Here is a 13,737-nt window from a genome sequence, read left to right on the forward strand (position 1 = left end):
GAACTGTCCAATTGCGAAAAAAAAATTTCAAGCATTTGTTTGAACAATGGCGAGGTGAGGACGCTAAAAAGGAAGCGAGCTATCTTGATACGGCGCTTCTCTTTGTCGACTATGCCGCAACGGTTGCGAACCCCGAAGCGATAGAAGCAGACTTTTGCGATTCACAATCTCCAAAATACCGTGAACTGGATAAATACAAGGCGCGTTCATTTGGAACGGCGCTGTTTTGCAAGCTGGCGACCCATGATTATCTGTTGAGCCTGGCTCATGACGATGGGCAGCGGCTTCTTGTACAGGGTATTCATGATATTATCGAAACGCTTTATCTTAATCCTAAAAGCAATACTGAAAAAAATATTTTTAATCTGATTGATGCCGTTAACCAGTGGCTTGATGTTTGCGTGGCGTCTTGTGCCGACAAACAACGGGCAAGACAGCTATGTTTGTCCCTATTTATCATTCTGAATATTGCCCGCTTGATGACGGCAAATCTTAATCGTTTGATGAAAGTACTTGTTTCAGGATTCGTCAACCTCTCGGAAATAGAGGCCAATCTGACTCTTTTGCTGGAAAAAAGCAAGGATGTGGCAAACCACTTGTGCGAGGCGATCATCCCGGAAGAAGCTGCTTCAGGTTCATCCTTGGATATACCCCATGTACACGTCGGCGACACTTGTTTTTATGAAAAATACCTTCCCATCGTCGATAGGGAAAAACCGTTGTTGTTGATCATCCCCGCGTTGCAACGATTTTTGCATCGGGATAATCGTTTGTTGCAGGATTTACAAAAGGCAAGAACCGAGCAAGCCGTTGTCTTGCGTAGTACGAAGAAAATCCAGTATTTTCTTGATGCGATACGGAACAATGAGCAGAAAATAACGGGAAGACAATACGTTCTGGAGTTCCTTGAAGAACATCAGGCGAATTTTCAGATTTTGCTGCAGAATTGCAGTGCCGAGCAAAACCGGAATCTGCAGGATAAAATAAACCAGGTGGAAGAATCCTCTTATTCCAAGGCTTTTCTGTATCTGATGAGTTGGAGTGGTGCCTTGGTAACGGTTCCCTTTCGTTATGCCGCGCCGAGCGGATTGCAAGCGGAGTTGCTGGCGTATGCACCGGCAACCCTGGATGGTGAGTGTAAGCAGGAAATCAAATGTTTAACTCAGATTTGTCTCGGTGATTTACAACAAAAACTCGCTTTGATTGAGAACGAGCAGGACCGTGTGATCACACTGCTAACGAAAAATAATTCCGTATGGGAGGCCATGGTTCGGAATGCGACGCATCAGCAGCTTGACGCACTGAGGCGTGGGAACGAAGAGATATTGGAGGTGTTGAGTTTCCTGCGAGAGGTGCTCCAGGTAAAAAGTAGTGGGCCTGCTTTGGAAGTGCGGTCGTTTTTTGAGGACGTATCTTCGTTTACCGCCAGGTTCAGCCGTCTTTTTTCATCGGAACACGATACAATGATGGCAGAGGCGCGGCGATTAAAATCGCGATTTGAAGACATTCGTTCTGATGTTCAATCCCCTTCGTCACTCGATTTTGGTAAGGGCTTTTTCGCTAAAAAAAGGGCTGTGGGAGCAATACGAGAGGAAGGGAGGCCGGAATCTTCAGCCGGTAAAAAATCATCTTGGTTATCTTTTTCTCGCTTAAAATGGTTTAAAGGGAAATCTTCTGGCAATAAGAGCATAACCGTTGAAAAGCCACCGGGAACTTCTTTGATTTAATTAGGGCCGTATAGTTTACGCCCCGGGTTCTGTGCATTTTACCAGGTTCAGGTAATGGGACCTTCTGAAATGCTCCAATAGGTATTAATGCCTGCAAAGATATCTATAAATTTGCTGTTATCCATCGGTTTTACAATGTACCCCACAATACATTTGTCAAACGCTTTCATTTTTTCCCTGTCCTGGTACGAGGTTGTAAATACGATGATGGGAATATTTCTATAAATCTTGTCTTTTTTAACGGCGTCTAAAAATTCCATACCATTCATACGAGGCATATTTAAATCCAGAATAATCAGGCAGGGTTTACCCATTTCTTTCAGGTATTTTAATCCATCCTCACCATTTTCCCGTATGGCCAGTTTGTTTTTAATATGGAGTTGATCAAAAGCCCTTTGCACGGTCATTTGATCAATTTTGTCGTCTTCAATAAGAAGAACCGGTTTTTGGGAGTACATGATTATTCTCCACTGATTTTGTTTTTACTCAAGGTAAAATAAAAGGTTGTTTCTTTACCAATTATAGAACGAAACCAGATTTTTCCATTGTAGAGTTCTACGATTTTTTTGGCGATCGTCAGTCCGACGCCTGTTGATTTGTATTTGTACTTGTTGTCAAGCGTTTGAAAAAGCTCAAAAATTTTATCTTGATATTGCTCGTCAATACCGATGCCGTTATCTTTTATAAAAAACTGCCATTCCCTGAGATGTTTCGAGGATCCTAGTTCTATTTTTATCTCTTTTTTATCATTATATTTTATGGCGTTGCTAATCAGATTTTGAAAAAGCTGATAAATATGGACTTTTTCCGCATAAATGACGGGCAAGCGCTTGCGAATGTGGATGTGTACCTGTTTGGAAGGCATTAACATCTGCTTGACTTCCTCAACGATGTCATTTAAATCAATTTTTTCTGATTCCTCTTTCAAGCGACCGATCCGCGAATATTCCAGAATCCCGTCGATCAAGGCTTGTAGTTGTTTGACGCGGCTGTCCAGCAATGCCATATATTCCTGGCCCTTTTTATCCAGTCGCGGCTTGTATTCTTCCATAATCCATTCCGAAACCGTCGCTATGCCTCTTAATGGTGCCTTTAAATCATGAGAAACGACGTAGGCAAATCGTTCCAGTTCCGTGTTGCTTTTTTTAATGATTTCTTCCGACTGCTTTCTTTCCGTAATGTCTATAACAGACGCCAGCACAAAAATGCCGGACTCGGTTTTTAATGGATTTAAACCAATTTCTACCGGGAACTCCGTCCCGTCGCTTCTTAAGCCAAAAAGATCACGGCCTGTGCCCATGGCCCGTGTTTGCGGATTCATAAAATAGGACCGTCGGTATTGGGGATGTCTGGCCCGATATCGTTCGGGAACAAGAACTTCTATTTTCTGGCCAATCAACTCTTCTCTCCTGTACTTGAACATCTCAAGTATTTGTCGGTTAGCCAGCTCAATTTCCCCCATTTTATTAACCATTAAAATGCCGGAAGGGGTGGCTTCAATGGCCAGGCGAAATTTTTCCTGCTCTTTTTTTCGTTCGGTAATGTCCACAACGGATGCTAAAACAAAACTGCCATCTTCCGTAATTAAGGGATTTAAACCAATTTCCACCGGGAATTCGCTGCCCCCCTTTCTTTGGCCAAAAAGATCGCGCCCTGCTCCCATCACCCTTGCTCTTGGTTTTTCAAAAAAGATCAGCCTGTGTTCCGGGTGCTTTTCCCGGAATCGCTCGGGAACAAGAATTTCAATTTTTTTACCCATCAACTCATGTCTTTTGTAACCGAACATCTTGGTAATCTGGGAATTTAACAGCTCGATTTCGCCCGCACGATTGATCATAATCATCCCTGTGGGAGAAGCTTCAACGGCTAGTTCAAACCGCTGGGTCAGGCGTTTTCGCTCCGTAATATCCACGACCGAAGCAAACACGAGAATACCGTCTTCCGTATGCAGGGGGTTTAAGCCTATCTCAACGGGAAATTCGGTATGATCACTTCGCAAGCCGAAGAGGTCGCGCCCTTCTCCCATGAAACGTACCTTGGGATTTTTAAAAAAGGCTTTGCGAAAACCGGGGTGTTTTTTGCGAAAGCGCTCGGGAACCAGCATTTCTATCGATTTTCCCAGGAGTTCCTCCCTGGTGTATCCGAACATATGTTCAATCTGCGCGTTAACAAGCTTGATGTGTCCGGAAGCATCGATCATCAGCATCCCGTTGGGAGCTGCTTCAACAGCCAATTCAAATTTCCGCTGCATTTGGGTGACGAAGGGAATTTCTCTTGCGATGGATGCGGCGCCGATAATTTTTCCGTCAGGATCCTTGATGGGCGATACCGAAATAGAGACCTTGATTTCCGTACCATCTCGTTTGAGCCGTACGGTTTCAAAATGATGGATTTTTTTGTCTTCCCTGATTTTTTTTAAGAACAGTTTGATTTCCTGAGTTCTGTTTCTCGGAACAATATAACTGACAGGCAGCCCTATAATCTCGTCCGCTTTATAACCATAGAGATGTTCGGCTGCCTTGTTCCAGCTGATAATGGTTCCATCCAGTTTTTTTCCGATAATGGCGTCATTGCTCGAATCAATAATGGCTGCGAGCAAGGCATCGCTTCCCGGGCTTTTTTCATTATGTTTCTCTGGTGATTTTGGTGGCATATTGTTCGCAACCGGTTTTATCAAGAGTCCTTCTTTACATATATCATAGCAACCTTTTCGTAACATTTCTCAATAGCCGCAGGGGGGCAGGCTTTGAGTGATATGCTATAATTATAAAAACGGTTTGGTGTAATGAACGGGTTTGGAGCTAATCACCTCAAGGAGTATGTAAAAGAGGAAGTTTGTTATGGACGTCAAGGATTGTGTCGTTGATATTTTGTATGTGGAAGATGACGACGTAGACATTCTTAAAATGCAGCGTGAATTCAGCAAGGTCAGTAATTTGCTTAAAATTGCTGTGTGCACGGATGCGATCAGAGCGCTCGATATGTTATATGGACGTAACAAAGAAAAAAAAATCACTCCTAAAATTATTCTTCTTGATATTAGTTTGCCAAAAATAAATGGCATTGAATTTCTGGAAACACTGCGTTCAGACACGAATTTCATGGATATTCGCGTATTCATTTTAACAGGGGCTTACAGCACAAAAGAGAAATTGGTCATGGAGCAGCTTAAGGTCATGGGGCATATTATAAAACCTATTGAGTACAAGGATGCACTTAATATTTTTTGGACTTTGCAGGAAAACTCCAGTTTATAGAGTGTGACTGGCAAAGGCTTTTTCAGGGACAACTGCGATGGATGATATAATCGATGACATCGGTATTTTATACGTGGAGGATGATGAGATTGATATCCGGCATTTGCTGCGTGAATTCAGGAAAATTAATCCATCAATTCATATTGATGTCGTTCATAATGGTATGGAAGCTTTGGAGAAATTAAGGGGCGTGACAAACAAATCACAAGCAATGGTTCCTCCCAAGGCTATCCTTTTAGATATTAATTTACCCCAAATGAGTGGCATAGATTTTTTAAAAAAACTGCGTTCGGATCCCAGGTTTCGCGCAACGGTGGTTTTTTTAATTACATCTTTTTACACGACCCAGGATAAGATTGCCGTACGGGATTTGAATGTATCCGGTTGCATTATCAAGCCATTACAACATGCCGACGCTATAAATCTGTTATGGTGTATGGATTCGGATTTGCAATCGGCAGAGCTTTTTTTCTAGGGCACAAAATTTTCTTCGTACAATTTTTTTCAAAATACCGGTAGCCCGCAAGGAGGCCTGCGGCCGTATTGCGGGTTTGAGGTGCCAATTATGAGCGTTTTCCCGCATTACAGCGAAACCTTCATGACGGGTTACAGGAAACTATAATATATTTTATTTACGGAACCTGCGCGGTGTTGTTAAGAGAGGCCATATCAATCACGAAGCGATAACGTACGTCGCTTTTTAAAACACGTTCATAGGCTTCGTTAACCTGTTGTATAGGTATGAGTTCAATGTCGCAGGCAATATTATGTTTGCCACAAAAATCAAGCATATCCTGAGTTTCCTGAATCCCTCCAATTAATGAGCCGGCGAGACTGCGGCGTGCGCTGACCAGGGAAAACGCGTTGATCGGGATCTCATTTTCAGGAAGACCGACAACAACCATGGTGCCGTCACGTTTCAGTAATTTCAGATAGTCGTTCCAGTCAATCCGTGCTGACACAGTATTGATGATGAGATCAAACTGGTTGCCGAGCTGTTTGAACGTGGCCGGATCGGAGGTGGCATAAAAATGATCGGCCCCCATACGTTTCCCGTCGTCCGCCTTGTTTAGAGAATGACTCAAAACAGTCACTTCAGCGCCCATGGCATGCGCGATTTTTACACCCATATGACCCAGCCCGCCAAGGCCGATGATGGCCACTTTTTTCCCCGGCCCGGCTCCCCAATGTTTCAGCGGAGAATATAAGGTGATGCCGGCACAGAGCAAAGGCGCTGCGGCATCCATCGGCAAATTGTCGGGAATACGTAACACGTAATCTTCATTGACAACGATCCGGTTGGAGTATCCGCCCTGGGTCAGCCGGCTGCCGTCGCGTTCCATATCGTTGTAGGTAGCGGTCATGCCTTCATTACAAAATTGCTCCAATCCTTCATGGCAATTGGTGCAGCGACGGCAGGAGTCCACGAAGCAGCCCACTCCAACCCGGTCTCCCGCCTGATATTTTGTGACCGCGGAGCCGATTTCGCTCACCACCCCGATAATTTCGTGTCCAGGTACCATGGGAAACAGGGAACCGCCCCATTCTTCCCGGGCCTGATGGATATCCGAATGGCATATGCCGCAATAATGAATGTCTATCAGGACGTCGTGTTCCTGAACGTCACGGCGCTCAAAAGAATAGGGGGTCAGTAGTGCTTTCGCGGATTGGGCTGCATAACCTTTTGCCGGTATCATATGAATACTCCTTTTTTTCCCTTAGATAGTAACCATGAAAATGGATATAGGCAAAAAATATCCCTGATTTATCGGTATGTCGATTGGCAGGATAACGGATAGTCACTACTATTTAAAGAAATGGGTTAAATGGACATTGTAATATGCCCTCGGTCATCGAATGGTGGTTGTTGGTTCTTTTTTTCGCCATCGTCATTATGGTGCTCTCAATTGATCTGGTGTGGCTTAAAGGTGGCCGCAACCACCGTGTATCAACCAGGGAAGCGTTGGGCTGGAGCCTGGTATGGATTGGACTCGCCTTAATCTTTAATGTGATTTTATGGTGGAGTCTGTACGCCACGCATGGGGTGGATATTGCTAACCGGAAATCTCTTGAATTTTTTACGGGTTACCTGATTGAGAAATCCCTGTCTGTCGATAATCTTTTTGTTTTTATCATGATTTTTCATTATTTTGAGATCAAGGTCGAACAACAGCGCAAATTACTGCTGTATGGCGTGATCAGTGCCATTTTGATGAGGCTTGTTATCATTTTGTTCGGGATCTGGCTGGTGAACAGGTTTGACTGGATTTTTTACGTATTTGGCATCCTGCTCCTGATGTCGGCGGTGCGACTTCTGTTTTTTGACGACGACAGCCATTCCCTGGACAACAATGTGATCATGAAAATAAGTCGCCGTCTGTTTCGGGTCAGCCATGAAAAACAGGACAACCGATTTTTCTTTATGAAAAACAATAAATTATATATAACTCCGTTGTTGATGGCCATCATCTTCATTGAATTCAGCGATTTGATTTTCGCCGTGGACAGTATTCCCGCGGTATTTGCCATCACCCGCGATCCGATCATCGTTTTTACCTCCAACGTGTTTGCCATTCTTGGTTTGCGGGCCATGTACTTCCTGATGGCCAACATGAACGAACAATTTTATTACTTAAGGCATGGCCTGGCTCTGATTTTAGTGTTTATCGCGGTGAAAATGCTGGTGCATGATCTGATTGATATTCCCATTGTGATGACGTTGGGTGTCATTGTGACGGTTCTGTCCGTTTCCATCATAGGGAGTGTGTTCAGTGGTAAAAAACGGTAACCCTGGAGAAAACGTTTGACACATAGCTTTTTAAGTTGGTAAATGTGGGCATGTTCGAACCTGATTTATGATAAAAAATCGCGCATTTTAATTTTTTTTGCACAAAAATGGAAGTATACTGCGCGCAGTATACCTGTCTATTCGTTTATTGAAGGATCGGAATGGCAAAAGTGTATTTTTATTATTCGGCCATGAACGCCGGCAAGAGTACCGTGTTGCTCCAATCAAGTCATAATTACCGTGAAAAAGGCATGCAGACGCTGCTCCTGACCCCGGCGGTGGATTCTCGCTGCCAGCAAGGGGTGGTTGCCTCCCGCATCGGGCTGTCCGAACTGGCCTACGCGTTTCAGGCGAAGGATGATTTGCTGGCCTACGTTCGCCGGCAACAGCAGGATCAATCGCTTGCCTGTGTGTTGATCGACGAGGCGCAGTTTTTAAGCCGGGATCAGGTGTTTCAAATAACAGAAATTGCCGACAGGCTGGCTATCCCTGTGCTGGCCTATGGTTTGCGAACGGATTTTCGGGGTGAGTTATTCCCGGGCAGTCAGTATTTACTGGCGTGGGCCGATGAATTAATCGAGATCAAAACCATCTGCCATTGCGGGCGTAAAGCGACCATGAACAGGCGCATCAACGCGCAGGGCGATGTGGTTTGGGACGGCGAGCAATTGTTCATCGGCGGGAACGAATCTTACGTCTCCGTGTGTCGGAAACACTTTAAAACGGGGGAGACCAGGGAAAAAAAAGATAAAAAATTGTGCAGTAACGATACCAAAAGGGATTGATTTTTGTTACAATAACGCGCAATTTTCGCTCGTTTTTACTCAAGGAGTCACGTTGTCCGATTCAATGGCAGTGGATAGAGGGGGTGTTTTGCCTCGCGGCGGTTTTATGGCATGGCTGGTGTGCCTGTCGGCCGGGTTGTTTTTCTTTTATGAATTTTTTCAACTCAATATTTTTGACGTCATTAATCAACCGTTACGTCATGATTTTAATCTCGATGCCACCCAGTTGAGCTGGATGTCCAGTACGTACCTTTGGGCGGATATTCTTTTTTTACTGCCGGCGGGGATCATTCTCGATCGCTTTTCCGTTCGCCGCGTTATTCTGACAGCCATGCTGATTTGTGTGGTGGGTACGGTCGGTTTCGCGTTGACCTCCTCATTTGTCTGGGCATCTTTTTTTCATTTTCTATCCGGCATTGGTAACGCGTTTTGTTTTTTGTCCTGCGTGGTTCTGGTGTCGCAATGGTTTCCGCCCCGTCGCCAGGCTCTTGTTATCGGCTTGCTGGTGACCATGGCGTTTCTCGGCGGCATGATGGCGCATACGCCTTTTGCCCGCTTAAATGACCACTACGGTTGGCGTACTTCCCTGTTAATTGACGGGGGTGCTGGCGCCTTATTGCTGATCTGGATTTATATGATGGTCAAGGACCGTCCGGATTCCCTCGATTCCAGGCAAAAAAAGCAAAACGAGCAAACGGTTTTCTCCGGTTTCATGACCGCCTTGTCCAATCGCCAGAACTGGCTTGCCGGCTTTTATACCTCGTTTCTCAATTTGCCTATTATGGTGCTTTGCGCGTTATGGGGTGCGAGTTATTTGCATGTTGTTCATCAGTTGCCCGATATGGCGGCCAGTAACGTGATCAGTCTCATATTTATCGGCAGTATTATAGGCTGCCCTTTGGCTGGTTGGTTGTCGGACAGGCAGGGTCGCCGTAAACCGTTAATGATTGCCGGCGCGCTGGCCACTTTGGTGACGATCATCCCGCTTTTTTTAAATCATACGTTAAGTCAAACGGAGTTAAGCGTGATATTCTTCGCCCTGGGATTTTTTACCAGCACGCAGGTCATCAGTTATCCTCTGGTGGCGGAAAGCAACCATCTGGAACACACCGGTGCGGCAACCGGCGTCGCTTCGGTGTTGATCATGGGGGGCGGCGGTGTTGGGCAGGTATTTTTTGGCTGGTTAATGCAATACCATGCCGGTGCGGCGTCACAACATTATACAATAGCTGATTTTCAATACGCGATGTGGATGTTTCCTCTGACCGCGATTGCTGCTCTGCTCATGGTATTGTTAACCCGGGAAACGCATTGCAGGCGTCTTGACTGAGGAGTTTTTATGCAGATGGTGGAAGAATATAGGGAAACAGGTAAATTCGCGACCCGGATTTTGCCGTGGATTGTCTGTTTCAGTGCGTCACTGTTCTTTTTTTATGAGTTTATTCAAGGCAATATGTTTGCCTCCATCGCGGATAATATCATGCGGGATTTTCACGTACAGGCCGATAAAATGGCTTATCTGTCCAGCATATATTATGTTTCCAATGTTATTTTTCTGTTTGTCGCCGGTACGGTGCTGGATAAATATTCCACCCGCAAAACTATCATCGCCGCCATGGCGCTTTGTATTGTCAGTACATTTATCCTGGCCCACGCCCAATCTTTTTATCTGGCCTTGCTGTGCCGCTTTATGACGGGGATTGGCAGCGCGTTTTGTTTTATCGGGCCGGTACGGGTGGCGTCACGCTGGTTTCCTCCCCGACGAATGGCTATGGTGACCGGAGTCATTGTCACCATTGGCATGATGGGCGGCATGCTGGCGCAGTACCCCTTAACCAAACTGGTGGCCTACATGGGTTGGCGTGACGCGCTTGTGCAGGTTGGCTGGCTGGGCGTGATGATGTCAGGAATCATGCTTTTTGGCCTTATTGAAAAAGAGCGGCAGCCTGCTGCCGCGGCGGCAAAACCGGTTACCGCACTTGACGCCATCAAAAAAGCCTATTTCAATTCCCAAAATCTGCGTGCGGCGCTTTATACCAGTTTGATGAACATGGCTATTGCCGTGTTTGGCGCCATGATGGGTTCCTTGTATCTGGTGCAGAAAATGGGTATCAGCAAGGAAGACGCGTCTCTGGTAAATTCCATGCTGTTTTTAGGGGCTATCATTGGCGGGCCTGTTATCGGTTGGCTGTCGGACAGATTGGCTTTGCGTATTGTGCCTATGAAAATAGGGGTGGTCGCTTCTCTGGTGACGATGCTGGCCATCTTATTCCTGCCGGTGTCCCTGCCCCTCATGAAAATACTGTTTTTCCTGTTGGGCTTTTTTACCGCGTCGCAGGTCATTAGTTATGCGCTGGTTGCGGAAAGCAGCTCACCATTAATCACCGCAACGGCTGTCAGCGTGATTTCGTTTTTAACCCAGGGCGGTTACGTTATTTATCAGAATCTGTTCAGTGCCTTGCTGGTAAGCCATGGCGGCATGAAGATGCAGGCAGGCATTCCTGTTTATTCTCTTGGTGATTATCAGTATGCGGCAGCCATGCTGCCCATTGGTTTAATAGTGGCGTTTCTGGCTGTGCAGGGGCTAAGGGAAACGCATGGACAGCCGGTAGCAGAGGGGTAAAGCAAAATGTCTGGACGTGTTTGTGTTTTATTGATGGATTCTCTTGGTATCGGTGCCAGTCTTGATGCGTCCGGCTACGGGGATACCGGTGCAAACACGTTTGGCCACATTCATGACGCTTGTCAGGATGGTCACGCCGACAGGAAAGGGTTACGGCAAGGCCCTCTGGTTATTCCCAATCTGGCCGCAGCCGGTTTGTATCACGCCACCATGGCCAGTTTCGCGGCGACCTCGTTTACACTGGATGGCATGAAGGAGCCATCAGGATATTACGGGTATGCGGTGGAGCAGAGTCTGGGCAAAGATACTCCAAGCGGACATTGGGAACTGGCCGGAGTCCCCGTGACCTTTGAATGGGGATATTTTCCCGAACAAATTCCCTGCTTTCCGGAAAAATTGATTAAGGATTTCATTGCAAAAACAGGGTTACCTGGGGTTTTGGGAGAAAAACACGCGTCCGGTACGACCATTATTGAAGAATTGGGTGCCCAGCATATTAAAACAGGAAAACCCATTGTCTATACGTCCGCCGACAGCGTGTTTCAAATCGCGGCCCATGAAGAACATTTTGGTTTGTCGCGCTTGTATGACATTTGTGACGTCGCCAGGAAACTGGTCGATGAATACCAGATTGGCCGTGTAATCGCCAGACCGTTTGTCGGCAAGCCGGGGCATTTTACCCGCACCGGGAACCGGCGGGATTATGCCACTCCGCCGCCTGCACCGACCTTGCTGGACAGGCTGAAAGAGGCGGGAAGAGAGGTTATCGCCATTGGCAAGACGGCGGATATTTTTGCCCATCAGGGCATTACGCAAACCATTAAGGCCGACGGCAATATGGCTTTGTTTGATGCGACGCTGTCCACGTTGCAACGGGCACCGGCCGGAAGTTTGATTTTCACCAATTTTGTCGATTTTGATTCCTCGTATGGCCACCGTCGTGACGTGGCGGGCTATGCCCACGCACTGGAACAATTTGATAAAAGAATGCCGGAATTGCACGCGCTGCTGAAGGATGATGACTTGATTGTTATCACGGCTGATCATGGTTGCGATCCGACCTTTCCCGGATCTGATCATACCCGTGAGCATATTCCGGTCCTGGTATACGGGCCACGCTCGCCATCCCGGTTTATAGGGCGGCGTGAGACGTTTGCCGATGTGGGACAAAGTCTGGCTGAGTATCTTGGTATCGATCCAATGCTACATGGGGTTTCCTTTCTCTGATGATTTATCCTGACGCGTTCCTTGAGTTTTGTTCGACGACCAGTCATAAATTAACCTCTCTGCGTAAACATATCCTGTATATTTTGTGGTCTGCGAATAAACCGCTGAAAGCCTATGAAATCCTGGATCAATTATTACAAACCATGTCCAACGCCAAACCGCCAACCGTTTATCGTGTGCTGGACTATTTTGTGGTGAATGGGCTGGTTCATAAAATTGAATCCATTCAATCCTATACTCTGTGTCAGGAGCCGGACAAACAATACGCCTCGGAAATACTGATGGTCTGTGATAGTTGTCATGGTGTTCTTGAGGTCTATGATGAAACGTTACATGGCTTGCTGAAACGGTTAAGCACCAATCGGCAGTTTGCATTGGGTGCAGATACTATTGAATTAAAAGGTATTTGCCATTTGTGTCAATCCCAGGCTCCGTGAACAAAAATTTTCACAGCTGCAAATACGGCTAATTGGCATTATTTTTTTCGAAAAAGTAGTAGCCCGTAAGGAGGCCTGCGGCCGTATTGCGGGTTTGATGTGTCAATCAGGAACGTTATCCCGCATTACGGCTGCGCCTTCATGACGGGCTACAAGACATTATTATTTGTTGCGCAACAATAGTTGCCTTGTTTTCGATCGGAAAAAAAATTGGTTCACAGAGCCTGTGACGTTTTTCTTGTGCGTGAATACGGCAACGGGTAAAAATAATTTTTATTATTCTATTGAATTTTGCTTTTAAACCCCCACGTTATCGATTTTGGCGGTAGAAGAGGAATTATTTTGGAACAATATCGCGGAACGACCATCCTGTCCGTGCGACGGGGTAAAAAAGTAGTGATAGGCGGCGATGGTCAGGTGTCATTGGGCAATACCATTATGAAAGGCAATGCCCGTAAGGTCAGACGCCTGTATAAAGATCAGGTCATTGCGGGGTTTGCAGGTGGCACGGCGGATGCGTTTACATTGTTTGAGCGTTTTGAGCGGAAACTGGAGATGCACCACGGCCACTTGTTGCGCGCCGCGGTGGAGTTGGCGAAGGATTGGCGGACCGACAAAATTCTCAGACGCCTTGAAGCGTTACTGGCGGTTGCCGACAGCAAGGCGTCTTTGATTATTACCGGTAACGGGGATGTTATCGAGCCGGAAGAAGGTTTAATGGCTATCGGATCAGGCGGTCCTTTCGCTCAGTCGGCAGCGCGCGCCTTGCTGGAAAATACGAAATTATCAGCCGCGGATATTGTTCGTAAAGCGTTAAAAATAGCCGGTGATATTTGTATATACACCAACCATAATTTAACCCTTGAAGAATTGGATAGTGATAGTGAATAGTA

13 protein-coding genes are annotated in these 13,737 nt (G+C 46.2%); 10 read left to right on the top strand and 3 right to left on the bottom strand.

Annotated elements, in window-relative coordinates; translation table 11 throughout:
* The first annotated feature begins 11 nt into the window (after positions 1-11).
* On the top strand, positions 12-1,727 hold the full coding sequence (locus tag CKW05_RS01650; RefSeq protein WP_058482686.1) for a hypothetical protein: 1,716 nt from the start codon (positions 12-14) through the stop codon (positions 1,725-1,727).
* A 47-nt stretch (positions 1,728-1,774) separates the two neighbouring features.
* On the opposite strand, the gene CKW05_RS01655 is transcribed toward CKW05_RS01650, so the two are convergent.
* A complete protein-coding gene (locus tag CKW05_RS01655) occupies positions 1,775-2,185 on the bottom strand; it encodes a response regulator (protein WP_058482685.1) in 411 nt (136 codons plus the stop codon).
* Positions 2,186-2,187: 2 nt separating this feature from the next.
* Positions 2,188-4,380 carry a PAS domain-containing sensor histidine kinase gene (locus CKW05_RS01660; protein WP_162264421.1) on the bottom strand — a complete coding sequence of 731 codons (2,193 nt, stop codon included), beginning with the start codon at positions 4,378-4,380 and terminating at the stop codon, positions 2,188-2,190.
* 187 nt (positions 4,381-4,567) lie between these two features.
* Between CKW05_RS01660 and CKW05_RS01665 the strand changes: the two genes are divergently transcribed.
* Both CKW05_RS01665 and CKW05_RS01670 read left to right on the top strand, forming a co-directional pair.
* Complete coding sequence (locus CKW05_RS01665; RefSeq protein ID WP_058482684.1) at positions 4,568-4,984, top strand: response regulator; 417 nt, start codon at positions 4,568-4,570, stop codon at positions 4,982-4,984.
* 37 nt (positions 4,985-5,021) lie between these two features.
* A complete protein-coding gene (locus CKW05_RS01670) occupies positions 5,022-5,459 on the top strand; it encodes a response regulator (RefSeq protein WP_058482683.1) in 438 nt (145 codons plus the stop codon).
* 157 nt (positions 5,460-5,616) lie between these two features.
* Here CKW05_RS01670 and CKW05_RS01675 read toward each other — a convergent pair whose 3' ends face one another.
* Positions 5,617-6,681 carry an NAD(P)-dependent alcohol dehydrogenase gene (locus CKW05_RS01675; protein ID WP_058482682.1) on the bottom strand — a complete coding sequence of 355 codons (1,065 nt, stop codon included), beginning with the start codon at positions 6,679-6,681 and terminating at the stop codon, positions 5,617-5,619.
* Positions 6,682-6,824: 143 nt separating this feature from the next.
* Between CKW05_RS01675 and CKW05_RS01680 the strand changes: the two genes are divergently transcribed.
* From CKW05_RS01680 to hslV, 7 genes are all read left to right on the top strand, one after another.
* Positions 6,825-7,772 (top strand): TerC/Alx family metal homeostasis membrane protein, encoded by a 948-nt coding sequence (locus CKW05_RS01680; protein ID WP_058482681.1) that lies wholly within the window; start codon positions 6,825-6,827, stop codon positions 7,770-7,772.
* 161 nt (positions 7,773-7,933) lie between these two features.
* Positions 7,934-8,557: a thymidine kinase gene (locus CKW05_RS01685; RefSeq protein WP_058482680.1), complete on the top strand. Its 624-nt coding sequence runs from the start codon at positions 7,934-7,936 to the stop codon at positions 8,555-8,557.
* Between the two features lie 52 nt (positions 8,558-8,609).
* Positions 8,610-9,887: an MFS transporter gene (locus CKW05_RS01690; RefSeq protein WP_058482679.1), complete on the top strand. Its 1,278-nt coding sequence runs from the start codon at positions 8,610-8,612 to the stop codon at positions 9,885-9,887.
* Positions 9,888-9,896: 9 nt separating this feature from the next.
* Positions 9,897-11,180 carry an MFS transporter gene (locus CKW05_RS01695; RefSeq protein ID WP_058482678.1) on the top strand — a complete coding sequence of 428 codons (1,284 nt, stop codon included), beginning with the start codon at positions 9,897-9,899 and terminating at the stop codon, positions 11,178-11,180.
* A 6-nt stretch (positions 11,181-11,186) separates the two neighbouring features.
* A complete protein-coding gene (locus tag CKW05_RS01700; protein WP_058482677.1) occupies positions 11,187-12,407 on the top strand; it encodes a phosphopentomutase in 1,221 nt (406 codons plus the stop codon).
* Entirely contained in the window at positions 12,407-12,844 is a 438-nt protein-coding gene (locus tag CKW05_RS01705; RefSeq protein WP_058482676.1) for a Fur family transcriptional regulator, read from the top strand. Before CKW05_RS01700 ends, CKW05_RS01705 begins: the two co-directional genes overlap by 1 nt.
* 342 nt (positions 12,845-13,186) lie before the next feature.
* Complete coding sequence (gene hslV, locus CKW05_RS01710) at positions 13,187-13,735, top strand: ATP-dependent protease subunit HslV (protein WP_058482675.1); 549 nt, start codon at positions 13,187-13,189, stop codon at positions 13,733-13,735.
* The last annotated feature ends 2 nt before the right edge of the window (positions 13,736-13,737 follow it).

The organism is Legionella spiritensis (assembly GCF_900186965.1).
GTDB classification, from domain to species: Bacteria; Pseudomonadota; Gammaproteobacteria; order Legionellales; family Legionellaceae; genus Legionella_C; species Legionella_C spiritensis.

What these genes read in the sequence shown, in the direction of transcription:
- CKW05_RS01655 (WP_058482685.1), bottom strand. Translation starts at nt 2,185, where the DNA reads ATGTACTCCCAAAAACCGGTTCTTCTTATTGAAGACGACAAAATTGAT.
- CKW05_RS01660 (WP_162264421.1), bottom strand. Translation starts at nt 4,380, where the DNA reads ATGCCACCAAAATCACCAGAGAAACATAATGAAAAAAGCCCGGGAAGC.
- CKW05_RS01665 (WP_058482684.1), top strand. Translation starts at nt 4,568, where the DNA reads ATGGACGTCAAGGATTGTGTCGTTGATATTTTGTATGTGGAAGATGAC.
- CKW05_RS01670 (WP_058482683.1), top strand. Translation starts at nt 5,022, where the DNA reads ATGGATGATATAATCGATGACATCGGTATTTTATACGTGGAGGATGAT.
- CKW05_RS01675 (WP_058482682.1), bottom strand. Translation starts at nt 6,681, where the DNA reads ATGATACCGGCAAAAGGTTATGCAGCCCAATCCGCGAAAGCACTACTG.
- CKW05_RS01680 (WP_058482681.1), top strand. Translation starts at nt 6,825, where the DNA reads ATGCCCTCGGTCATCGAATGGTGGTTGTTGGTTCTTTTTTTCGCCATC.
- CKW05_RS01685 (WP_058482680.1), top strand. Translation starts at nt 7,934, where the DNA reads ATGGCAAAAGTGTATTTTTATTATTCGGCCATGAACGCCGGCAAGAGT.
- CKW05_RS01695 (WP_058482678.1), top strand. Translation starts at nt 9,897, where the DNA reads ATGCAGATGGTGGAAGAATATAGGGAAACAGGTAAATTCGCGACCCGG.
- CKW05_RS01700 (WP_058482677.1), top strand. Translation starts at nt 11,187, where the DNA reads ATGTCTGGACGTGTTTGTGTTTTATTGATGGATTCTCTTGGTATCGGT.
- CKW05_RS01705 (WP_058482676.1), top strand. Translation starts at nt 12,407, where the DNA reads ATGATTTATCCTGACGCGTTCCTTGAGTTTTGTTCGACGACCAGTCAT.